Source organism: Halomonas sp. AOP7-B1-5 (genome assembly GCF_052353045.1).
GTDB classification, from domain to species: Bacteria; Pseudomonadota; Gammaproteobacteria; order Pseudomonadales; family Halomonadaceae; genus Vreelandella; species Vreelandella colorata.
This window is the reverse complement of record NZ_JBQTDC010000013.1, coordinates 14,803-37,846: the sequence shown is the minus strand read 5'-3', so window position 1 is coordinate 37,846 and position 23,044 is coordinate 14,803. Positions and strand designations below refer to the sequence as shown.

Annotated in this window: 23 protein-coding genes and 1 tRNA gene; 14 read left to right on the top strand and 10 right to left on the bottom strand. The window is 55.8% G+C overall.

All coding sequences use genetic code 11. The features are described from left to right. Positions 1-28: 28 nt before the first annotated feature. The 5 genes from ACT3XD_RS08680 to trmJ all read right to left on the bottom strand — a co-directional run bounded on the left by ACT3XD_RS08680 (position 29) and on the right by trmJ (position 3,924). A complete protein-coding gene (locus tag ACT3XD_RS08680) occupies positions 29-355 on the bottom strand; it encodes a HesB/IscA family protein (protein ID WP_192538606.1) in 327 nt (108 codons plus the stop codon). 31 nt (positions 356-386) lie between these two features. Next, entirely contained in the window at positions 387-1,562 is a 1,176-nt protein-coding gene (locus tag ACT3XD_RS08675; RefSeq protein ID WP_192538607.1) for an aminotransferase class V-fold PLP-dependent enzyme, read from the bottom strand. 53 nt (positions 1,563-1,615) lie between these two features. Further along, the gene (gene iscR, locus ACT3XD_RS08670; RefSeq protein ID WP_192538608.1) at positions 1,616-2,083 is read right to left on the bottom strand and encodes a Fe-S cluster assembly transcriptional regulator IscR; all 468 of its coding nucleotides are present in this window, start codon (positions 2,081-2,083) and stop codon (positions 1,616-1,618) included. A 78-nt stretch (positions 2,084-2,161) separates the two neighbouring features. Continuing rightward, entirely contained in the window at positions 2,162-3,055 is an 894-nt protein-coding gene (cysE, locus tag ACT3XD_RS08665) for a serine O-acetyltransferase (RefSeq protein ID WP_263974114.1), read from the bottom strand. 128 nt (positions 3,056-3,183) lie between these two features. Next, positions 3,184-3,924, bottom strand: coding sequence for a tRNA (cytosine(32)/uridine(32)-2'-O)-methyltransferase TrmJ (gene trmJ, locus ACT3XD_RS08660; RefSeq protein ID WP_192538610.1), 741 nt, complete (start codon positions 3,922-3,924; stop codon positions 3,184-3,186). 171 nt (positions 3,925-4,095) lie between these two features. Here trmJ and ACT3XD_RS08655 point away from each other — a divergent pair, with 171 nt between their 5' ends. Continuing rightward, positions 4,096-4,890, top strand: coding sequence for an inositol monophosphatase family protein (locus ACT3XD_RS08655; protein ID WP_192538611.1), 795 nt, complete (start codon positions 4,096-4,098; stop codon positions 4,888-4,890). Between the two features lie 190 nt (positions 4,891-5,080). On the opposite strand, the gene secF is transcribed toward ACT3XD_RS08655, so the two are convergent. The 5 genes from secF to queA form a co-directional block, all read right to left on the bottom strand. Further along, a complete protein-coding gene (gene secF / locus ACT3XD_RS08650; protein ID WP_192538612.1) occupies positions 5,081-6,007 on the bottom strand; it encodes a protein translocase subunit SecF in 927 nt (308 codons plus the stop codon). A gap of 79 nt (positions 6,008-6,086) precedes the next feature. Continuing rightward, entirely contained in the window at positions 6,087-7,940 is a 1,854-nt protein-coding gene (gene secD, locus ACT3XD_RS08645; protein ID WP_192538613.1) for a protein translocase subunit SecD, read from the bottom strand. A gap of 134 nt (positions 7,941-8,074) precedes the next feature. After that, positions 8,075-8,401, bottom strand: a complete 327-nt coding sequence (gene yajC / locus ACT3XD_RS08640; protein WP_018918121.1) for a preprotein translocase subunit YajC — start codon at positions 8,399-8,401, stop codon at positions 8,075-8,077. Between the two features lie 112 nt (positions 8,402-8,513). After that, entirely contained in the window at positions 8,514-9,632 is a 1,119-nt protein-coding gene (tgt, locus tag ACT3XD_RS08635; RefSeq protein ID WP_441676193.1) for a tRNA guanosine(34) transglycosylase Tgt, read from the bottom strand. Positions 9,633-9,711: 79 nt separating this feature from the next. After that, a complete protein-coding gene (gene queA, locus ACT3XD_RS08630; protein WP_192538615.1) occupies positions 9,712-10,743 on the bottom strand; it encodes a tRNA preQ1(34) S-adenosylmethionine ribosyltransferase-isomerase QueA in 1,032 nt (343 codons plus the stop codon). Between the two features lie 112 nt (positions 10,744-10,855). Between queA and ACT3XD_RS08625 the strand changes: the two genes are divergently transcribed. The 13 genes from ACT3XD_RS08625 to ACT3XD_RS08565 all read left to right on the top strand — a co-directional run bounded on the left by ACT3XD_RS08625 (position 10,856) and on the right by ACT3XD_RS08565 (position 23,025). After that, positions 10,856-10,942: transfer RNA gene (locus tag ACT3XD_RS08625), tRNA-Leu, on the top strand. A gap of 177 nt (positions 10,943-11,119) precedes the next feature. After that, entirely contained in the window at positions 11,120-11,776 is a 657-nt protein-coding gene (locus ACT3XD_RS08620; protein WP_225736208.1) for an exopolysaccharide biosynthesis protein, read from the top strand. A 117-nt stretch (positions 11,777-11,893) separates the two neighbouring features. Further along, positions 11,894-12,661: a helix-turn-helix transcriptional regulator gene (locus tag ACT3XD_RS08615; RefSeq protein ID WP_192538616.1), complete on the top strand. Its 768-nt coding sequence runs from the start codon at positions 11,894-11,896 to the stop codon at positions 12,659-12,661. 142 nt (positions 12,662-12,803) lie between these two features. Further along, on the top strand, positions 12,804-13,160 hold the full coding sequence (locus tag ACT3XD_RS08610) for a RidA family protein (protein ID WP_018918116.1): 357 nt from the start codon (positions 12,804-12,806) through the stop codon (positions 13,158-13,160). Between the two features lies 1 nt (position 13,161). Next, positions 13,162-14,106, top strand: a complete 945-nt coding sequence (locus ACT3XD_RS08605; protein WP_192538617.1) for an ornithine cyclodeaminase family protein — start codon at positions 13,162-13,164, stop codon at positions 14,104-14,106. 125 nt (positions 14,107-14,231) lie between these two features. Beyond that, complete coding sequence (gene dctP, locus ACT3XD_RS08600) at positions 14,232-15,305, top strand: TRAP transporter substrate-binding protein DctP (protein ID WP_192538618.1); 1,074 nt, start codon at positions 14,232-14,234, stop codon at positions 15,303-15,305. 71 nt (positions 15,306-15,376) lie between these two features. Continuing rightward, complete coding sequence (locus tag ACT3XD_RS08595; RefSeq protein ID WP_192538619.1) at positions 15,377-15,922, top strand: TRAP transporter small permease; 546 nt, start codon at positions 15,377-15,379, stop codon at positions 15,920-15,922. Then, positions 15,919-17,187, top strand: coding sequence for a TRAP transporter large permease (locus ACT3XD_RS08590; protein WP_192538620.1), 1,269 nt, complete (start codon positions 15,919-15,921; stop codon positions 17,185-17,187). The genes ACT3XD_RS08595 and ACT3XD_RS08590 overlap by 4 nt, the downstream gene beginning before the upstream one ends. A 27-nt stretch (positions 17,188-17,214) precedes the next feature. Continuing rightward, the gene (locus ACT3XD_RS08585) at positions 17,215-18,246 is read left to right on the top strand and encodes a histone deacetylase family protein (RefSeq protein WP_192538621.1); all 1,032 of its coding nucleotides are present in this window, start codon (positions 17,215-17,217) and stop codon (positions 18,244-18,246) included. Further along, positions 18,243-19,358 carry a class II histone deacetylase gene (locus ACT3XD_RS08580; protein ID WP_192538622.1) on the top strand — a complete coding sequence of 372 codons (1,116 nt, stop codon included), beginning with the start codon at positions 18,243-18,245 and terminating at the stop codon, positions 19,356-19,358. The genes ACT3XD_RS08585 and ACT3XD_RS08580 overlap by 4 nt, the downstream gene beginning before the upstream one ends. After that, the gene (locus tag ACT3XD_RS08575; protein ID WP_192538623.1) at positions 19,342-20,310 is read left to right on the top strand and encodes a branched-chain amino acid transaminase; all 969 of its coding nucleotides are present in this window, start codon (positions 19,342-19,344) and stop codon (positions 20,308-20,310) included. Before ACT3XD_RS08580 ends, ACT3XD_RS08575 begins: the two co-directional genes overlap by 17 nt. 121 nt (positions 20,311-20,431) lie before the next feature. Then, positions 20,432-21,142 (top strand): response regulator transcription factor, encoded by a 711-nt coding sequence (locus tag ACT3XD_RS08570; RefSeq protein ID WP_192538624.1) that lies wholly within the window; start codon positions 20,432-20,434, stop codon positions 21,140-21,142. A gap of 2 nt (positions 21,143-21,144) precedes the next feature. Next, positions 21,145-23,025 carry a sensor histidine kinase gene (locus tag ACT3XD_RS08565; protein WP_192538625.1) on the top strand — a complete coding sequence of 627 codons (1,881 nt, stop codon included), beginning with the start codon at positions 21,145-21,147 and terminating at the stop codon, positions 23,023-23,025. Positions 23,026-23,044 lie beyond the last annotated feature (19 nt).

Genomic DNA, 23,044 nt, shown 5'->3' with positions numbered 1-23,044 from the left:
TACCGATGATGACATGGGCGCCTGCGTATTACACCGTAAAGCTTTCGCCGCAGCCGCATTCGTCTTTTACATTCGGGTTATTGAACTTGAAAAAGCGGTTCAATCCTTCGCTGACATAGTCCACTTCGCTGCCGTCGAGCATCTCAAGCGCATCGGGCGCTACATACACGCTGGCACCATGATCTTCAAAGTGAATTTCGTCATCGCCGACTTCATCTGCAAAATCCAGCACATAGCTATAGCCCGAGCAGCCGCTGGGTTTGACCGATACGCGCAGGCCTAAACCCTGACCGCGCTCATCAAGCACATGGCGGATCTGTTGTGCGGCAGCTGAGGTAATGTTGAGTGTTGCCATGGGGCGTCCTCCTAAAAAATGCGCCAGCCGCTTAGCGTGGCAGTGTTCGTAAACCGCTCACCGCATGGCGAATGAGGGTTAAAGCATGGTCAATATCGTTTTGGGTGGTGAAGCGCCCAAAGCTAAAACGTAGCGAGGAGAGCGCCAGGCCGCGCGGAACGCCTACCCCCAATAATACATAAGACGGGTCAACGCTTGCCGAGTTGCAGGCCGAGCCGGTGGACACGGCGACATCGCGCAGGGCCATCAGCAGCGACTCACCATCGATACCTTCAAACGCAAGGTTCAGGATGTTGGGTACCGCCCGGTCAAGCGGTGTATTGGCTACCACCCCGTCAAGATCGGCAAGCCCAGCCAAAAAGCGCTGTTGCAGGTTGGCAATATGCGCCTGATCCTCGGCGTATTCTTTATGGATGAGTGCAAAGGCTTCACCCATCCCGGCAATTTGATGGGTGGGCAGGGTGCCTGAGCGCATACCGCGCTCGTGCCCACCGCCATGGATTAGCGCTTCAAGGCGGATGTCGGGGTGGCGCTTAACATACAGCGCGCCAACCCCTTTGGGTCCGTAGGATTTATGCCCGGAAAGCGACATCAGATCGATTTCCTGAGCAACTACATTCAGCGGAATTCGGCCCACGGCCTGGGCGGCGTCGGTATGAAAAACGGCGCCGAATTCGTGGGCGATGGCGGCGAGCGCGGCAATGTCGTTAATGCTGCCCAGTTCGTTGTTCACCGCCATTAACGAAACCAGCGCGGTATCATCGCGCATGGCGGCGCGTAGCTGCTCGGTTGTGACGGTGCCATCCTGCCCAGGCGTTAGCCAGGTGATTTCAAAACCTTCACTTTCCAGCGCAAGGGCAGTGTCCACGACTGCTTTATGCTCAATGGTCGAGGTCACCAAATGCATGCCGCGTTCGCGGTTGGCCCGCATGTAGCCAATCAGCGCCAGGTTATTGGCCTCTGTCGCGCCGCTGGTCCAGACGATTTCGCGCGGGTCAGCACCAATCGTGTCGGCTACCTGACGACGTGCCTGCTCGACTACCTGTTCGGCCTGCCAGCCCAGCATATGGCTGCGCGAAGCGGGGTTGGCAAACAGCTGATCAACCGTCAGGTAGCGCTGCATAACCTCGGCCACGCGGGCGTCTACCGGCGCGGTGGCGGCGTAATCCAGATAAATCGGTAGCAAAGGTGTGGTTGTCGTCGTCATGGGAACCCGCTTAATTCAAAAGCGCCAGATAGCGATAGTGTGCCGCTTGGCCATTACGGTGATGAGGCGAGAATACCCGCTTCAACACGATTTCTTTGCCGCGAGGCAATACGTAGTACATCGGGGCGCTGCATCAATTGGGCAAGCGTGATGTCATCTAAAAAGTGCCGAATCTGGCCGGATAGTTCGCACCACAGATGATGTGTTAAGCACGTGTTGCCCTGTTGGCAGTCGGATAACCCTTGGCAGCGCGTGGCGTCTACCGTTTCATCCACGGCGTCAATCACCGCTGAGACGCTGATATCGCTTGCCGGCTTGCTCAGCAGATAACCACCGCCTGGACCGCGAACGCTACGCACAAGCCCTGAGCGGCGAAGCCGGGCAAACAGCTGCTCAAGGTAGGAGAGTGATATCTCCTGACGCTGCGAAATATCCCCCAGGCTGGTCGGGCCGTATTGATCATTCAGGGCCAGATCAAGCATGGCGGTAACCGCGTAACGGCCTTTGGTAGTTAAACGCATGACAGGCACCTCGACGCTGAACCTTCAGCGTGCTCCCGACAAATGTGCTGCCATTATGGGAAAGCCCGAGTAGTTTGGTCAACCATTACGCGGCGGCAGGCTATCATCGTTAAGGCCTATCTCGGGCTTGCCTGGCTGTGTGGCGGGCTTTTCCGGGGCGGCACAGCCAGTGTCGTGTTCATCCAGCACGCCAGCAAAGTCTTCATCACGCAGTTTCGGTAGGTGCCCATCGTGGTAGTTGGCGTCCAGCTTGCTTAGCGTTGAGCACATACGCTCAATGCGCTCGTCCACGGCGTGCATATGATCGAGCATCGCCTGCATGGAGCGGGCGACAGGGTCGGGCATATCCTGACTTACCCCGTAGGCATCAAAGCCGAATTTCTGGCAAATCGCTTCGCGGCGGATCGGGTCCACATCCAGCGCCTCTTCTACATCTGGGTCGGCGCGCTTAACGATTTTGCCGGGTATGCCGACAACGGTGGCACCGGGGGGGACTTCTTTAGTGACCACTGCGTTAGAGCCGATTTTAGCACCTGCACCTACGGTAAAGGGGCCGAGTATTTTAGCACCCGCCCCGACAATCACGCCGTCTTCAAGGGTGGGGTGACGTTTGCCTTTATTCCAACTGGTGCCGCCAAGCGTCACGCCTTGGTAAAGCGTGACGTTATCGCCCACCAGCGCCGTTTCACCGATCACCACGCCCATTCCATGATCGATAAAAAAGCGCCGCCCTATGGTGGCGCCAGGGTGAATTTCAATACCGGTCAGCCAGCGGGAAAACGTGGAGAGCGTTCGGGCCAGCCATTTTAGATTTTTTTTCCATAGCCAGTGACCGCAACGGTGAATCAGCAGCGCGTGGAGGCCTGGGTAGTTGGTCAGAACCTCTAAAAAGTTACGGGCCGCCGGGTCGCGGTCAAATACGCTGTTAATATCTTCACGTAGGCGTTGGAACATGGAGGATCCTTGGGTCAGCTCAGGCACGACGGTCAATAAAACGGCCAGTTAAGCAATTAAAATACCGTTAGCAGGGTAGCGAGGTTGGGGCGCCTGACAGTAACTTCAAGTTTACGCCTGCCCTGCCTATTAAAGTGGTTCGGTTATTACTTGCCTGCCGCTTTTTCAGTGGCAGATAAAATGCCGCGTAAAATATTCATTTCCATTTTCTCTGGACGCGCGCGCAAATAGAGCCGGCGCAGCCGCGCCATCAGTTGGCGAGGTTGTGCTGGGTCGTGAAACTCAATCGTGATCAGCGTGCGTTCCAGGTGTTCAAAATAGCGCTCTAACTCTTCATGAGTTACTAGGGCTAATTCATCATCCGCATCAGGCGCAGGCGCGGCATCTTGCTGGCTTAGCCAGGCCATGCGGCACTCATAGGCCAGCACCTGCACCGCGGCGGCCAGGTTCAGCGAGCTAAAATCTGCGTTGGTGGGAATATGCACATGGGCATGGCAGCGCTGAAGCTCGGCGTTGGTCAGGCCGCTATCTTCACGACCAAAGACCAGCGCTACGCGTGAATCAGGCGTTTGGCACTCGCCAGGCAGACGATCCGCCACTTCACGAGGGGTTAGCATGGGCCAGGGGAGGGTGCGCGAACGGGCGCTGGCGCCCACCGCTAGCGTGCAGTCGGTCACGGCCTCTTCAAGCGTCGCGTGTACGCTTGCCTGATGCAAAAGGTGGTCAGCACCGGAGGCGCGGGAAATACTGTCTTGGGTAATGATTTCACAGCGAGGAGCGACCAGAGCTAAATCGGCCAAGCCCATATTGTGCATGGCGCGGGCAACGCCGCCTATATTGCCGGGATGACTGGTGCCGATTAAAACAATACGAATACATTCAAGCATAGTGATGGGGCTCGGTGGATAGGGCTCGGTAAGCGGGCTTGATGATCAAAAGCGGAAAACGGCCAGTTTAGCACGAGTCGATAGCATGCCTGCGAGTGGTCTGCTAGAATTGCGCGCCAAAGGCAACCCCCTGCCTACTGTTCTTTAACATCACTGCGACAAGGCCCGATCATGAATCCGATGGTCCAATTTACGTTGCGCGCAGCGCGCAGCGCGGTTGAACAATTTTTACGTGTCCGTGAACGTATCGAAAACGCCCATGAAGAGTCCAATCTTGACCGCCTGCTAGAAGATACGGCGCGCAAGGCTGAAGCGACTATTGTGCATCAATTGGAGCGCGGCTACCCCCTGCACGGCTACGTTGGCCGTTATACTTCACACAAATCAGGTGAAGGCGAGGGTGCTGATACCGTCTGGAAGATTGAACCCATGCATGGCTACTCTAATTTAGCGGTGGCGGGTAAAGGCTTTGCTCTCTCAGTGGTGTGTCTTGTTAAAGGCCGTCCGGAACACGCGGTGGTCATTTCGCCGTTTGGTGATGATGAATATATCGCCAGCCGCGGCCGCGGCGCTCAGCACAATGGTAAACGTATGCGGGTTAGTAAACCTACTGCGATTACCGGCACGCGCCTGGCCATGAGCCTTCCCGAAGCCTGGCTGCGCCCTCGTAACCTCCCTGCCTATCTTTCCGTGACCCAACAGCTTGCCCCCCAGGTAGAAACACTGTTGGCAACCGGTAGCGGCCTGCTGGATATGTGCGAACTGGCTAGCGGTCGTGTTGATAGCGCGTTTGTGCTGGGTATGGAAGAGCAGGATATGCAGGTAGGCAGCCTGATTCTTAAAGAAGCGGGTGCGCTGATGGGCACGCCCGATGGCCAGCCCAGCGTCAAGGTAGAAGGGCAGCTGATGGCCGCAGGCCCACGTCTGTATAAAGCGCTGATCAAGCAGCTGGCGCCGCATTTTTAAGTAGTGAATGGTAAGTGGTAAATAGTAATTGGTGAGTTGTGAATGGTGAATAGTGAGTTGGTGAATGGTGAGTTGTGAATAGTGGGTAATGAATAGCTATTTATTATTTACGTACTAAAAAGGCCCTGCCGGGTTATTTCGGCAGGGCCTTTTTGTTGGCTGCTTATCAGTGTTGGAACACCGCTTTCTTTCAGGGCAGCTCTTCTTCCTCTTCATCAATGGCTTTCTTGGTGGGGATCAGGTCCTCACGCGAAAGTTTGAGCGGAAGCAGCAGGGCACCCGAGATGTAGATGGAGGAGAACGTACCCACGCCGATGCCGATCAGCAGAGCGATCGCAAAATTCTCGATCATATCGCCGCCGAGGATCAGCAGGGCAATCAACACCAGCATTGTGGTGCCGGAGGTGGCTAGCGTACGCGACAGGGTGGCATTGATCGCTTCGTTAAAGATCTGCGGCATATCATCGATACGCGAGGTGCGGATTGTTTCACGAATGCGGTCATACACCACGATCGTATCGTTCAGTGAGTAGCCGATAACCGCCAGAATAGCCGCCAGTACCGTCAGGTCGAACTCCAGCTGGAACAGCGCGAAGATGCCCACCACGATCATTACATCGTGAAGCAGGGCTAAAAGCGCCCCGATGGCAAACTTGTACTGGAAGCGGAAAGCGACATACAGCATTACCACGCCGAGTGCGACCAGCAGGCCCAGGCCGCTTTGATCACGCAGTTGGTCACCTACTTGGGCGCCGACGAACTCGGCACGCACCAGGTTGACGTTTTCACCGCTGGTGCGCAGCAGGTTGACGACATCGCTGCCCACATCAGGGTCAAACGCTTGCTGCAAACGGATCAGAACCTCGGTTGAGGCGCCGAAGGTTTGTACCGAGACATCCCTAAAGCCGCTATCCACCATCAGCTGGCGGATAGCATCCAAAGAGGGTGCTGCGCCATAGCGAACCTCAATCAGCGTGCCCCCGGTGAAGTCGAGCCCCAGATTGAGCTGTTGGAACACCAGGGCGCCAATCGACACAATCAGCATTACAGCAGAGACGATGAACGCCAGGTTGCGCCGTCCCATAAAGTCGATTTGCAGGTTTGATAGGGGTTTCATTACCACCTCTTAAATTCTGGGCTGAGCGCGTGGTTCAGGTTCATGCTCTTCAGGTCCATGCTCTTCAGATCCATGTTCTTCAGATCCACAGCTTTTTGACGGGTTTGCTGCCGTAGGTCAGGTTGACCATGGCGCGTGTCACCATTAGCGCGGTGAACATGGACGTCAAAATGCCGATAGAGAGCGTGACCGCAAATCCTTTGACCGGGCCGGTACCAATCGAGAACAGGATCACCGCGACTAACAGCGTGGTGATGTTGGCATCGACAATCGAGGTAAAGGCGCGCTCGTAGCCTGCATGAATGGCCTGCTGAATCGATAGCCCGTTACGCAGTTCTTCACGTATGCGCTCAAAGATCAGCACGTTGGCATCCACCGCCATACCCAGCGTCAGTACGATACCGGCGATACCCGGCAGGGTGAGTGTGGCGCCCAGCATCGACATTACCGCGACCAGAATCGTCAGGTTGAGGGCGAGAGCAACGTTGGCAAAAATACCGAACACTTTGTAGCGCGCCAGCATAAACAGCACTAGCAGCAGCAAGCCGATTTGCACCGACAGCAGGCCGCGTTCGATGTTTTCCGCACCCAGGCTTGGGCCAATGGTGCGCTCCTGCACGAAGTAAATCGGCGCGGCCAGCGAACCGGAACGTAGCAGCAGCGCAAGCTCAGCGGCTTCTGTCGGCGAGTCCAGGCCGGTAATCCGGAAGCTGTTACCCAGTGCGCTTTGAATGGTCGCTAAGCTGATTAGGCCGCGCTCAACATAAGGCTCGCGCTCAATGGTTTCTTCGCCGGTATCCGGGTCGGTGACCACCGTGTCTTCGCTCTTATGCTCGATGAACAGCACCGCCATGTTGCGGCCGATATTGGTGCGCGTGGCGCGGTTCATCAGCGTGCCGCCGGTGCCATCCAAATTGATATTTACCTGCGGACGACCGTTTTCATCGAAGCTATTGCTGGCGCTGGAAACGCTGTCGCCGGTAATGATTACGTCGCGCATCAGCTCGGCCGAGCGTGCTGAATCATTACGGAATGAGAGGGTTTCGGTTTCTGCATTAGGCGTGTCGTTGCGTGCTTCCAGGCGGAACTCAAGGTTCGCCGTCGCGCCCACGATCCGCTTGGCCGCTACGGTGTCCTGTACGCCGGGTAGCTCGACCACAATCTGGTTCGGCCCTTGGCGTTGAACCATTGGCTCGGCAACACCCAGCTCATTCACCCGATTACGCAGGGTGGTTAAGTTTTGGTTGATCGCGTAGTCCTGAATTTCGTTGACGGTCTGATCGCTCAGCGTCATCACCAGCGAAGAAGACCGACCACTGCCTTGCGTGCTGTATTCGAAATTGGGGAAGTCACGGCTAATCAAGCGGCGTGCGCTGTCGCGGTCTTCAGAGCTTGCAAAGTCGATCGACAGCGTACGGTCTTCAACCTCGGTGTTGCGATAACGAATACGTTCGCTGCGCAACAGTTCACGCATGGCGCTGGCATTGACTTCCAGGCGCTGGGTGAGTGCCGCTTCCATATCCACTTCCAGCAGGAAGTGAACGCCACCGCGCAGATCAAGACCCAGTGTCATGGGGGAGGCGGAAAACGCCTGCAGCCATGGAGGCGTGGCGTCTGCAAGGTTAAGTGCCACGGTTGCATCGCTGCCTAAGAGGTCAGCGGCAATATCGCGAGCGCTTAGCTGGTCATCATTGTTGCGCAAGCGAATCAGCCACTGGCCGTTTTCTTGCTCAGAGGCTTTGACGACGATGTCGTTTTCTTCAAGTGCGCTTTCAACGCGTTGGATTTGACGCAATTCCAGCGTGTCACCCTGGGCGCTGCTGAGCTGAATAGCGGGATCTGCGGGGAATAAGTTGGGAAGCGAATAGATAAGGCCAACCACCAGGACGACCAGTATCAGTAGATACTTCCACAGGGGGTAACGGTTGAGCATGCAAGCCCTGCCTTCAATTACAAACGGAATTGCTGTGCATGGGGATTCCATGCACAGCAAAATTTACCATCGTACCTACCATGGCACCCCTGCCGGGGTGGCTGGCACTGGATCGGCAGGGGGAGTTGCGGGCGTTAGATGGACTTAATGGTGCCCTTCGGCAGTACGGCGGCAACGGCATTCTTCTGCACGTTAACTTCGGTGCCTTCAGACACTTCAAGGGTCAGGAACTCATCGCTGACCTTTGTGACGCGGCCTACCAGACCACCGCCAATGACGACTTCATCGCCTTTGTCCAAGCTAGTGACCAGCTGCTTGTGCTGCTTGGCACGCTTGGCTTGGGGGCGCCACAACAGGAAGTAGAAAATCAGCACAAAACCGACCAGCATGACGATTTGCGCGATACCACCGCCAGCGGCCGCTTCTTGGGCGTGGGCTGGTGAGATGAAGAAATCCAGCATTGCAGAGAACTCCTGGGTTAATACCCTAAATGGGTGAAAGGGTTAGAAGAGGCGCTGATTAACTATTATGTTGATAAGCGCCCCTTTACTCACCCGCCAAAGCGGGTGAACTCTATTCGGCTAGGGGAGGCACCGGTAGGCCGCGCCGGGCATAAAAGCCTTCCACAAAGGTCGTCAATGTACCCGCTTCGATTGCCGCGCGCAAATCAGCCATTACACGCTGGTAGTAGCGCAGGTTGTGGATGGTATTGAGCATCGATCCGAGCATTTCGTTGCAGCGGTCCAGGTGGTGCAAATAGCCGCGCGAGAAATTCTTGCAGGTATAGCAGTCACAACCCTCTTCAAGGGGGCTGGTGTCATGGCGATGCTTGGCGTTACGAATCTTGACCGTACCGTCAGCGGTGAACAAGTGGCCGTTACGCGCGTTGCGGGTCGGCATCACGCAGTCAAACATATCCACACCGCGGCGCACGCCTTCCACCAGATCCTCAGGTTTACCTACGCCCATCAGGTAGCGTGGCTTTTCATCCGGCATCCAGGTGGGCAGGTAATCCAGTACCTTGATCATCTCTTCCTTGGGCTCGCCAACGGAAAGCCCGCCAATCGCCAGGCCGTCAAAGCCGATCTCCATGAGTCCTTTGAGCGAGCGCTCGCGAAGCTCGGGGTGCATGCCGCCTTGGATGATGCCGAAAAGCGCTGAAGGCGAGTCGCCGTGAGCGTCGCGTGAGCGTTTGGCCCAACGTAGCGACAGCTCCATGGATTTCTCAGCTTCCTCATACGTGGCCGGGTAGGGCGTGCACTCGTCAAAGATCATTACTACATCAGAGCCCAGCGAGCGCTGCACGGCCATGGACTCTTCGGGCCCCATAAAGACCTTGCTGCCATCTACCGGCGAGCGGAAATGCACGCCCTGCTCGGTGATTTTACGCATCTCGCCCAGCGAAAATACCTGGAAACCGCCGGAATCGGTGAGGATCGGCTTATCCCACTGGGCGAAGTCGTGCAGGTCGCCGTGGGCTTCAATGACCTCGGTACCCGGGCGCAGCCACAGGTGAAAGGTGTTGCCCAGAATGATTTCAGCGCCGATTTCCTTGATAGAATCCGGCGTCATGCCTTTTACGGTGCCGTAAGTACCCACCGGCATAAACGCAGGGGTTTCAACTGTGCCACGGGGGAAGTGAAGGCGACCGCGCCGAGCGCGGCCATCGTCGGCCAGGCGCTCAAAGCGCATAAAGCATTCGTTTCGCATTGTCGTAACTCGTTAAGTAATCATCGATAAAGCAGTAGTGGCGGCTTTTACAGGGTAGCCGCTAACGGATAAGCAGCATCGCATCGCCATAACTAAAGAAAGCGTAGCGTTCGGCAACCGCCTCACGGTAGGCATTCATCATCGTGTCATAGCCGACAAATGCGGACACCAGCATCAAAAGCGTCGATTCCGGCAGGTGGAAGTTGGTAATCAACGCATCCACACAGCGCCACTCGTAGCCTGGGTAGATGAAGATATCCGTATCCCCGCTGTAGGGCGCTATCTGCCCGTCGTCGCTTTTCTGGCAGGCGCTTTCCAGACAGCGCACGCTGGTGGTGCCCACCGCAATCACCCGGTTGCCCGCGGCCTGCGTCTCGCGCACCTGCTGACAGGTGGCTTCCGACACCTCAATCCACTCGCTGTGCATATGGTGTTCAAGAATATTGTCCACCCGCACCGGCTGAAAGGTGCCCGCGCCCACGTGCAGAGTGACAAACGCGCTGTTGATGCCTTTTTCAGCCAGGGCATCCAGCAGCGGCTGATCAAAATGCAGGCCCGCCGTGGGGGCGGCCACGGCGCCATCGCGGCGGGCGTAAACGGTTTGGTAACGCTCGCGGTCGCTGAGCTCGTCTTCCCGGGTGATATAGGGCGGCAACGGCATATGGCCGTGCTGCTCTAATAGCGCGATCATCGGCGTATCACCCAAAAAGCGTAGCTCAAACAGCGCATCGCGGCGGCCTTCTACCACGGCGTGAATATCACCTTCAAAAATCAGCTCGGTGCCGGGCTTGGGCGATTTGCTCGAGCGGATATGCGCCAGGCCCCGATGGCTATCCAGCGGGCGCTCAAGCAGCATCTCTACCTTGCCGCCGCTGGCTTTATGGCCGTGCAGGCGGGCGGGGATCACCCGGGTATCGTTAAATACCAGCAAATCGCCGGGATTTAGGCGCTCAAGAAGATCCGTAAACTGGCGATGCTCAAGCGCGCCGCTCTGACCATCCACGCACAGCAAACGGCAGTCGCTGCGCTGCTCAGAAGGGTAGCGAGCAATCAGCTCATCGGGTAGCTCGAAATAAAAGTCCGCGCGCTGCATGGGTTGGCTCTTAACAGTGGTCAAACAGGCGGCATAGGATACCCCCTTCGCTAGATAAAGTCAGTCAATGTGATTGACCTCAAGGGTTATCTCCGTATAATGCGCATCCATTGCCGGTGTGGCGGAATTGGTAGACGCAGCGGATTCAAAATCCGCCGCCTTTACGGGTGTGCCAGTTCGAGTCTGGCCACCGGCACCAAATTTTAGGGCTTAGCGTTCATCGCTAGGCCCTTTTTTGGTTTTGGCGTTCCCAACGTCTCCATAGCGCTTTGCGGTATTGGCTCGCATTAGCATTAGTGCGGCACTCAATATTTGAATACACCAATCTGGACTACACTCGACAGTGTCGGCACAGGTGTTTCAGGCGGCTATTCAGATGCCATGGATGCAGGTGCTTTATTTATTGCCTGAAAGGCTTTATGGCGAGCAGGGAGCTCAAATAATGGCCGAAAACACAACGCGGGCGCTCAGCGAGGTGCTTGATCACTTAGAACACTCGGTTCAAGGGAAAAAAGTAACGATCGGGTCGCTTGTGGAAGAACTCGGCCCACACTCCTTTGCATCACTGATGCTAATGTTTGCCCTTATTTCGACGTCTCCGGCAAGTTCTATACCGGGAGTCACTGCGATCGTTGCGGCCATCGAGTTTATCCTCGTGGCACAGTTAATTCTGGGGCGGGATTGTCTCTGGCTGCCAAGTTTCGTTTCACGTAAAAACCTGTCGACCAGCAAGCTCTGCAAGGGGATTAACTGGCTGCGCAAGCCGGTTCATTTCGTCGAGCGTTTTCTCAAGCCGCGCCTAGTGTTTTTCGTCAAGCCGCCTTGGTTATATCTGCCGCTCGCCGTTATTTTGGCCGTGACGCCCTTTATGCCGTTTATGGAAGTCATCCCCACATCCGGTTCGATAGCCTCCGCCGCCATCGCCTGCTTCGCGGCCGGGCTTCTGACCAGGGACGGGCTGCTCGCCATGATATCTACGCTATTTCTGGCGGCGGTGCCTTTCGTGATCTGGTATGTAGGGTTTAGTGGTTAGGCCAAGGCGGCCTCAATGACCCAGTGCCGCCCTTTAGCGCCATCTTCGCTGGCTCGCTTTTTCGCTGCTGGTCGTTTTATAGTGCAAAGATAGATTCCAATAAGAAAGGCGATTGCCATGACCCGTTTTGAGCTGCAAAGCCGAAACCTGGCATCTGAGCATGTGGCTCACTCGCATGATTTTCATCAGCTGATTCTGGCAACCAGCGGGGTGACAGAGCTTGCCATGGAAGGGCAGGGAGAGCGTGTTACCGCACGCCGTGGCTGTTTGATTCCTTCTTCACGACATCATGAATATGAAGGCGATGGCAGTAACCGTACCCTGGTGCTGGATATTCCGGTTGCCCAATTAGCTAGCCTTGAAAAGGGCGATGACATCGAGCGGCTATTTGATAAACCGCGCTTCTTCACCATCCCGCCGGCTTTAAACCAGCTTACCCACGCGCTGGCAAATCAGCTTGAGCAGTGTCCTGGGCTGCAAAATGAAATCGCCATTTTGCTACTGCGCGCGCTGACCATGTATTTGCAGGATGAACCCGTCTCAGCCGTTGCCCAGTTAGGCACGCGGTGTGTCAGTGAACGACTTGATTTGGAGCGCCTTGACGCCTGGCTGGACCAGCATTTAGCCGATGATATTCGGGTCGAGCAGCTGGCCGCCCTGTGTGCGCTGAGCCCTGGGCATTTTCACGCCTGCTTTCGCGAGCTGACCGGCGTTACGCCCTTGACCTACGTGCAGCGGCGGCGTTTGGAGCATGCCCGCACCCTGGCAAGGCACAGCGTCTTGAGCCTGGGCCACATCGCTATGCTGGTGGGCTTTCGTGATCAAGGCAGTTTTTCGCGCGCTTATCGCCGCCACTTTGATATTGCCCCTTCATCAGACCGCTAGGCTTCCCCCTTCTTTTATCTCTTGTTTATCACTTCTTGTGACTTACCTGATTTACGGGCAAAACTGTCGGAGTTTGGGGCAAGCGAGTTGCCTGGCAACATCGTAGTCTCAAATGGATCCTATTATTTTCTGGAGAAACTCTATGAGCGTTACCTATCAAGACAGCAATGCGCGTATGAGCCAAGTGGCTATTCATAACGGTACCGTGTATCTCGCGGGCCAGGTGCCGGGCGATGCCAGCGCCGATATGCGTGGCCAGACCGAACAGGTGCTAACGCGTATCGATCAGCTGCTGGAGCAGGCGGGTACTTCCAAGCAGCACCTTATTTCAGCGCAAGTCTGGGTCACCAGCATGGCGGAATTTGACCAAATGAACGCTGCCTGGGATGCCTGGGTCGTGCCAGGACGTCCACCCGTGCGTGCCGCGCTTGAAGCAAAGCTTGCCAAGCCTGAATGGAAAGTCGAAATCATGGTGGTCGCCGCACTGCCGGAGGCTTGATATGCGGGTTGTTTCTGCTGAAGAGGTGGCTTGCCACCTCTCTTGGGAAGGGCTGATTAGTCGACTGCATGCAACGTTTGTGAAGGGGGTTGAGTCACCGCCGCGCCATCACCACGCTATGCACCGGCCCGATGGCGAAGCCACCATGCTGCTGATGCCTGCCTGGGAAGCCGCTGGCTATATTGGCGTCAAAATGGTCAATGTGTTTCCGCAAAACGCAGACCATGGCGTACCGGCGATTTCAGGGCTTTATCTTCTCAGCGAAGGCAAACACGGCCAGCCGCTTGCCTGTATCGATGGTAGCGAGCTCACGCGGCGACGTACGGCGGCCGCTTCCGCATTAGCGGCTCAGGCGTTAGCCAAAGAGTCTGCCGAAACGCTGCTGGTGGTAGGCACGGGCAAGCTGGCGCCCATGGTGATCGAAGCCCACGCCAGCGTCAGGCCTATTAAGCGGGTAATGATCTGGGGGCGTAACGCCAGCAAGGCCGAAGCGATCGCCCAGGCGTACGCCACGCGCTTTACCACCGAAGTGGTTGACGACTTGGCCGTGGCCGTAGCGCAAGCCGATATCGTCAGCTGCGTGATGCTTTCAACCCAGCCGTTGATTAAAGGCGAATGGTTAACCCCCGGTACGCATCTGGATTTGATTGGCGCCTTCCGGCCGCAAATGCGCGAAACGGATGCCGAATGCCTGCGCCGTGCGGCGGTGTTTGTGGACACCTACGCCGGTGCCCAGGGCGAAGCGGGCGATATTCTTCAGGCCATTGATGAGGGGGCCTTCCGCTTTGAAGATATTCAGGCTGAGTTAGCCGAGGTGCTCTCTGGTGCTAAGTCCGGTCGAGCCTCTGATGACACCATCACGCTGTTTAAATCGGTCGGCGCATCGCTTGAAGACCTGGCCGCCGCTATTGAGGTATGGGAGTCGCTGCCTGACCAGACAGGCTAAAAAGACAACGTAAACAGGCGGGCAAGCAGAGATGGCAAAAATAAATACAATCATGCCATCACTAAAAAATAACTTAAGACGTCACTCATAACGAAGACCAACCAATAATCAAAACGAGGTGTGTTATGAACGCTAATCAATCTTTGCTCTTGGCTGCTCTGGCAGCACTTCCGTTGGCGATTGCCAGTGCCAACGCTCAAGCCCAATCGTATGAAATGGTGATTGCCACCCAGATCCCGGAGGATATGAGTAATAACGAAATTTATCCGGCGCTGGTGCACTTCAAAAACCTTGTGGAAGCACGTACCGACGGCGATCTGGAAGTCACCATTTTCGGCGGTGGGCAGCTGGGTTCTGAAGTGGAAAACGGCTCTGAAGTGCAGGCGGGCCGCACGCTTCAGTCGACCATCATGTCAGCCGGGGCCATGTCCTCTTTTTATGGTGACTATCAAGCGGTCACCGCCCCGTTTTTGTTTACCAGCTGGCGTCAGGCGTGGACCTTCTTTGACAGCGAGTGGTTTGCCGACTTCATGTCCGGCACCGTCGATGCGGCCAACATGCGCTATCTGGGAACCTTTGATGACGGCGGCGGTTTCGTTGCGTTTACTAATAACGTCCATTTGATCGAAACGCTTGAAGACCTGGAAGGGCTGAATATTCGCACCGAAGAGAACCCCGCTCACGTGGCGATCATGCGTTCACTAGGCGCTTCCGCAACGCCTTTGCCCTGGGGCGAACTGATTACTGCGCTCGAAACCGGCCTTGCCGATGGCCAGTTCAACGCGCCTGTGCTCAATACCACCTTCAACTTCGATGCCGTAACGGACTACACCACGCTCACCGGGCATGTGTATAACAGCGCGCCCTGGATGGTTAGTGAGTCCTGGTACCAGACGCTGCCGGAAAGCCATCAACAGGCGCTGATCAGCTCTGCCCGCGAAGCGATTCAGCTAAGCCATGGCATGTCGGGTGCTTTGGCAACGGCCAGCTGGGTGGAATCCTGTGAGCGCTTTGAAGCCTGCTACCTGATGCCCGATGCCGAACGCGAACGTATGGCCGAGATTGCCCGCCCGGCTTGGCAGGCGTGGATTGTTGATGATTTCGGCATGGATAGCGCCCGCGTGCAGGGGCTGCTTGATGAAGTCGAGCAGGTCGGCCAGCAGCTGGCGAGTGACGATATGCGCGTTTATGGTCAATAAAACCAGGCCCAATAACGGTTAGCGACGGATAAACGCTGGGGAGCGGGTATGCCCCAGCGTGAGGAATCATCATGGGCGTTTTACACTCGTTGCGCCGCCTAAGCGATAGCGTCAATCAGGTGGCGATCGTGCTGTGCATTGGCTGTATTCTCGCCATGCTGGGCATCTCTTTTACCGCGTTTGTTTACAAGCTATTCACCGGCAGCACGCTGAGCTGGACATATTCGCTGGCGCGGCTGTTTTTGCCGTGGATAGGTTTTCTCTCCATGACCATCTCACTGCGCTATGGCGAACACGTGGCAATGACGCTGCTGGTACGTAGTTTGCCCAAAATCATGGTGCAGGTGGCGGCGGGGCTTTGTCTGGCCGTTATCGGCTTGTTTGCGCTGATGTTGGTCTGGTATGGCTGGGGCTACTTCACCAACGCGACTCAGGTGTACATGGTCTCCGACCAGATTCGCATTCCGAGTAAGTTCACCGCCGTCGTAGTGCCTATCAGCGGCGTCATTATGCTCTTGCACCTGGTGCACGGCTTTGCCTTGTTGGAGCACTTTATAGATGAGCGCGCCATGATTGATGAGCTCATTGAAACCAATGACGGGGAGAGCCGCTCATGACCCCTGCAATTTTAGTCTTCGTGCTGCTGTTGTTTATTGGGGTGGCGGTGGTCATGGCGATGTCGGGCTTGGCGGGCGGCTTTGCGCTGGGTGGCGAGCGCATGCTGGGAATTATCGCGGACCGTATGTTCTCCGGCGTTTCCGGCTTTCTGCTGATTGCCGTGCCGTACTTTATCTTTACCGCTGAGCTGATGAACCAGGGCGGGCTCACCCATAAGCTGATCGCCTTTAACAATGCGCTGTTTGGCCGGGTGCGTGGATCGCTTTCCCACGTCAATATTTCGGTATCGGTGTTTTTTGCAGGCCTCACGGGCGCGGCCGTAACCGATACCGTCGCGATCGGCAAAATCATGATCCCCGAGATGAAAAAGCAAGGCTACGACGCCGAGTATGCCGCCGCGGTTACCGCCTGCTCATCAATTATCGGGCCGATCATTCCGCCGAGTGTGGTCATGGTGGTTTACGCCACGCTGCTGCGCGATATATCGGTGATCGACCTGTTTGCGGGCGGCATTATCCCCGGCCTATTGATGGCGTTGGCGCTACTTGGGGTGAGCTTTTTTCTGGCCTGGAAACGCGGCTACCCTAAACAGGCGCCCACTCCCTTTAAGGCCGCGATAGTGGCGCTGCTGGTCGCGCTACCGGCGATGGTGGTGCCGCTGATTATTCTGGGCGGTATTCTTTCGGGGCTCACCACGATTACCGAAGCATCCGGCTTTGCGGCAGTGTATGCCATCGTGATTGGCGTGGTGTTCTACCGCAATCTTACCTGGCGCAAGATATGGGACGCCCTGGTGACCACGGTGCGCTTCTCTGGCGTGGTGTTTTTTCTACTCGCGACCTCCGCCGTGCTGGGCTGGTTCGTCACCCGATCGGGGATTGCCCGAGACGCTGCCAGCATGATTACTACCTTTAGCGATGTCGCCTTTGTGCAGCTGATGCTGGTCTGCCTGCTACTCTTGATAATTGGTACGGTAATGGATGTGCTGCCCGCGCTGGTAGTGATTGCTCCGGTGTTGGTACCTGCCATGCTGCAGTTAGGTTTTGACCCACTGCACTTCGCGATTCTAATGATTGTGGTACTCAATATCTCCAACGTGACGCCGCCGGTAGGCATGACCCTGATGACCGCTGCACGCATAGCCGAAGTGCCCTATGAGCGGGCTATCGTGGCGTCACTGCCGTTTTACGTATCGTTTATTGTGGTGATCGTGCTGCTTGCCGCTTTTCCAGCGCTATCCACCTGGATTCCTTCTTTACTCTAACGGGCTGCCAAGGATTGCGAACTCATTATGAAATGCTTTTACCACCCCGATCAGGCCTACCATGCGCCGCCGACCTTTCTGCTACGCGGCCAGCCTGTGCCTTCACCGGAAGGCCCGGTGCGTGCCGAGCTGCTTACCCAGGGCTTGGCAAGCGTAGGCCTTACGCTGAGCGAACCTTTTGATGCCGATTCGCCCACTTTGCGCAAGCGCCTGGAGCAGATTCATACGCCGCGCTATCTGCACTTTCTCGATACTATCTACGCGCGCTGGCAGGAGCTTCCCAATGCCGCAGAGTTCGTCGCCCCCAATATTCATCCTTGCGGCGGTGGTCATCACTACCCGCGCCACCCGATTGGCCAGGCAGGGTGGCACCTGCACGATATGGCCTGCCCGCTAAGCGCGACCAGCTTTCGTGGCGCGCTGGCCTCGGCGGCCACCGCTGAAGCCGCGGCAGAAGAAGTGCTGAACGGCGCGCCCAGCGCGTACGCGTTGTGCCGCCCGCCAGGCCATCATGCAGGGCCGGAGCGCGCTGGTGGGTTTTGTCTGTTAAACAATGCCGGGCTTGCCGCTACCGTACTGCGCGAGCGCTATGCCAAAGTGGCCATCATTGATGTGGATCTCCATCACGGAAACGGCACCCAGGATATCTTTTACTCAAGAAGCGATGTATGGACCGGTTCGCTACACGCTGACCCCAGCGACTTCTATCCGTTCTTCTGGGGTGGTACTGATGAAGAGGGCAGCGATGAGGGTGTCGATGCCAACGTCAATTTACCGTTGCCTGTTGGCAGCGATGGCGAGGTGTATCTAGACGCCCTCGCCGTCTTGATAGATCACCTGCAGCGCTATGAGCCCGAAGCCGTGGTCGTCGCGCTAGGTCTGGATGCCCATAAGGATGACCCGCTAGCGGGGCTGAAGGTGGAGACCGACGTGTTTATTGAGGTCGGCAAGCGTTTGGCGGCGCTGGCGCTGCCCACGGTGATTATTCAGGAAGGTGGCTATCCGACCGAGCATCTCAGCGCCAACCTGGCTGCCTTTATGCAGGGCTTTGCGTCATGAGCACAACTGGCTTTTACTGGCATGAGCGCTGCTTTTGGCATGACCAGGGCGCGATTGGGGTGTTTTCTGCCCCCGGTGAGTTTTTGCAGCCCCAGGCCGCCTCGGAAAGCCCGGAGAGCAAGCGGCGGCTTAAAAACATTCTGGAAGTCAGCGGTTTGATCGACGAACTCCACGTGGTCAAACCGCCGGCGGCCAGCCTGGATGACCTGCTGCGTTTTCACACCCCGCGCTATTTAGAGGCACTGCAGGCAGGCGACCAGGCGCAGGGCGGTAACGGCGGAGACTGTGCCCCGTTTATGCCGGGCAGTTGGGCCGCCGCTCGCCAATCGGCGGGGCTGGCTATCGCAGCGGTAGAAGCCGTGGCGCTAGGGCAGGTCAACAATGCCTATGCGTTGTGCCGCCCGCCGGGGCATCACGCGGAAGCGGATCAGGGGCGGGGGTTCTGCCTATTAGGCAATATTCCGGTTGCGGTCATGCGCGCACGTACCCTAGGCCAGGCGCAGCGGGTGGCAATTCTTGACTGGGATGTTCATCACGGCAATGGCCAGCAGGCGGCGTTTTATACCGAGCCTGACGTGTTAACAGTCTCAGTTCACCAGGCGGCAAATTATCCGCTGGAAACCGGCCACTTTGCGGAGCAGGGCGAAGGGGCCGGTGTGGGTGCCAACCTCAATCTGCCGCTGCCTCCCGGCTGTGGCCTGGGGGCTTATGAATACGCGATGGAAAGGCTTATTTTGCCAGCGCTCGAAGTCTTCGCGCCGGATTTAATCGTAGTGGCCTGTGGCTATGACGCCTGCGCCAAGGACCCGCTGGGCAAAATGCTGCTCAACAGCGCCGCCTTCGCGCGCATGACGGCCCAGCTTAAAGTGCTTGCCGAGCGCTGCTGCGCAGGTAAGCTCGTCTTTGTGCACGAAGGCGGCTATTCAGAAGGCTACGTTCCGCTATGTGGCCATGCCGTTATCCAAACCCTGGCGGGCAGCGCGCTTGGCGTACCCGATCCGCAGAATGATGAAATCGCTGCCTGGGGCTATCAGGCCTTGCAGCCGCACCAGCAGGTTCTGATCGATGGCTGGCGCCAACAATGGGAGAGCATGCATGACACCGCTTTATGATCGCGACGGCTGGATTTGGCAGGACGGTGAATGGCGTGAATGGCGCGAGGCCAAGGTGCATTTGTTTACCCATACCCTGCATTACGGCATGGGCTGTTTTGAAGGTGTGCGCGCCTACGCTGGCGCGACCGGTACGCATCTTTTTCGGGTGGCAGAACACACGCGCCGCCTGGCGGAAAGCGCCCATGCGCTGGATGTCCCACTGCCGTTTAGCGAAGCGGAAATAATCACCGCCCAGCGCGAGTGTCTGAGTAAAAACGGCTTGAGCAATGCCTACTTGAAACCCACCGTGTTTTCAGGCGCAGAAGGCCTGGGGCTTCGCGCCCAGGGACTGACCACCCATGTGATGGTGGCCGCCTGGGATTTAGGCCCGTATATCTCACCCCAGGCCGCCACCCACGGGCTGCGTGCGCTAACGTCTTCCTGGGCACGCCATCATGTGAATATCAGCCTGTGTCGCGCCAAGACCAGCGGCCACTACGTCAACTCAATGCTGGCGCTCAATACCGCTGTGAAAGCCGGTTTTGATGAAACCATCATGCTTGACCCCGAGGGCTATGTAGCCGAAGCCTCGGCGGCTAACGTCTTCCTGCTGCGCGACGGCGTACTGCACACGCCCGAGGTGACGTCGTGCCTGCAGGGAATTACCCGGGATAGCGTGATTCAGCTAGCGCAACAGGTACTGGGTATTGAGGTGCGTGAGCGCAGAATTACTCGCGATGAGCTGTATACCGCCGATGAGGCTTTTTTAACCGGCACCGCCGCGGAAATACTCCCGCTGCGTGAGTTGGACGGACGTTATATCGGCGGACGCGCAGGAGCGTCGAAGCGGGGTGAATCGATCAGTTCTGATAGCGTCACGGGCAGGCTACAGCACCTCTATCGCCAAGCGGTGCAGGGCGAGCTTGAAGCGTTTAAGCACTGGCTAACGCCCGTGCAATATAAAGAGTGAGCGGGGCGCCTACAGCGCCATTACTTTGGGCTCAAAATCACTGTTTTCAGGGATGCATTGAACAAGTAATCACGCAATAATGGGGGACAGATTGCCCGCCGCGTATCGAGGATAGCACGTCATGACAACCAGTGAGCAGTTGCTACCCATGCCGGTGTTGTTGGTCGAAGATGAGCCAGAAATGCATTTACGCTCAGCACGTATTTTGCGCGATATTGGCTATCATGAATCAGTTATTGATCATGTCGATTGTGTGAAAAGTGCTCTGGAGTATCTCTCTGATCAAATTCCCTCTTTAGCGCTTGTGGATCTTGGCCTGCCTGATGGCAGTGGCATTGAAGTAATTTCACGCTTTCGTCAGCATAATCCTGCCATGTTAATTTTGGTTATTTCGGGAATGAGCAGCCAGGACGCTATTTTGGGGGCGCTGATAGCAGGCGCCAATGGCTATTTACTCAAAGAACGGGATGACCTGGAAATCATGCTTTCAATTCGCTGTGTAATGCGCGGTGGGGCACCGATTGACCCTTTTCTAGCGAGAAGTATCATTGAAAACATCCTGCCCCTTGATGAAAGCCCAGGAGCAGGGAAAGAGAGTCATAATGGAAACGGCTTAATTCCCGCACCGGAAAACCATGAGTCACTAACCTCACGGCAAATAGGTATTTTACAACTCGTCTCAGAGGGCATGAGCAATAGGGAAATTAGTGAGCACCTTTGCATTTCCAAGTATACTGTCGAAAGCCATATAAAAAATATTTATCAAAAGCTTACTGTATGCAACCGTGTTTCTGCAGTTACTACCGCGCGTTCCTTGGGGCTACTCTCGTAATATTGAGTCTGGTTTCTTCACCGCTATTTGCCGCTCCGCACTCGTGTAATGAAGCTATTGTTAGCGCCCAAGTCGCCAAGGTCTCTTCTATACCCGTTCCCACACATACGCCAGACGATGCATGGAGTGACGTTCGCCTACCCGACTTTAGCTGGTATGAGCGCTGGCCTGATTATCAGGGGTGGGCCTTGTATCGGGTGACGTTTCGAGCGGATTGTTTTCAAAGGGGGCGGTTGGATGATCCTTTAACACTGGTGGTCAGCTATTTGAATACCGCCGGTGCCATCTACGTCAATAACCAGTTATTGCATCGTGATGTATCCTTGAGCGAACCATTGACCCAAGGAATCAATACCCCGCGTCATTGGATATTAACAGACGCTGATCGCCATGCCGATACACTGAATACGCTGCATGTTTATGTAAAAGGTATACCGCAGCGTATACCCGCGGGGCTGGGTAGTGTAGTGATTGCGCCTTACCATGAAGCCATGCCTCTTTATAATGCGTGGCTATGGAGCAAACTGCGTATTCCCTGGATGAGTATTACGGTTTCATTCGCATTTGGTTTGGCAAGCTTGGTCGTTTGGATAAAGAACCGGCAGCTAAGTGTGTTTTTCTGGTATGGCGCTGTTAATTTAGCTTGGGTGCTTTTTTATGGCGTTTTACAGTTACAGGACCCTTGGCCATTACCAGATACCCTCGCCATATTAAAAATTAGCCACATTGCCTTTGTATTTTATGTTGCCTGCTTTTGCATGTTGCTATGGAGGTTTGCCGAGCGCCGATCACCGCGCTTGGAATTTAGCCTGTGGGGATGTGTCGCAATCGCTAGTATGGCGCTACTCTATGTGCCGAGCCCCTCATTGAGGTCTATTGTTGATGTGGCCGTGTTTCTGCTGTTTGCTATTCTACTGTTAAGTGTATTTATCCAGTTTATTATCTTTACCGTTTCAAACCCCCGTACTGAACGGGTCATTGTTTGTATTACCTTAATTATTTTTGTCATGATTATGCTTCATGACCTTTCCCTTATTTTCTCCCCTGCCAGGAGCGAAGAACCCACCATTTGGGCTCCTTATGCTACGTTACCTGCCGCTTTATGTATGGCAATAGTGATGACGCTGTTTAGCCGACGCACCATTCGGCGGCTAACATCATTCAACACAGAGTTAGAGAGTGAAATAGAAGCAGCGCGTCAAACGTTACAAACGCAAATGAATGAGCAGCAACGTTTGCGTATTGCTAACTCGAAACTGCACGAACGCTTAAGATTAGGGCGTGAGCTTCACGACGGCTTGGGAAGTTCGCTGGTAAGTGCCATTGCGCGTATGGAAAGGCATCAAAGCGCTTCCCTGGATAATACCAAAATACATCGAATTGCACTCGCAACGCTCAAGCTGTTGCGTAACGATCTTCGGCATATTATTGATAACGCGTTTACCTCTTCACAGCCTGCCTCATCAGCGCCAGGGCCATGGATAGCCCCTATTAGGCAGCGTTACAGCACATTATTTGATGAACTGGACATGCGCTTAATTTGGAGTATTCCGACCCAATGGCACCAGCCACCCACTGAAGAACGGTGCATGGCGCTGGCACGAATTATGGAAGAAGCACTTACCAACATTATCAAGCATAGCCGAGCAAAAGTGGCGCGTATTACCCTGCGCCAAAATACACATAACCTCTTCTTGGCGATTGAAGACGATGGCATTGGCTTTGATATGTCGCTAGTAAAAGATGCAGGCTTTAGCGTCGGTATCCAAAGTATGCAGATTCGTGCCAGGGGGCAGTCAGGACAGTTATGGGTTTTCTCGCGCCCAGGTATTACTCGCCTGGTAGTACGGATGCCGAATAGGGGGCAGGCTGGCAAGGCTTAAACAGTCTCCACGCCTTGCC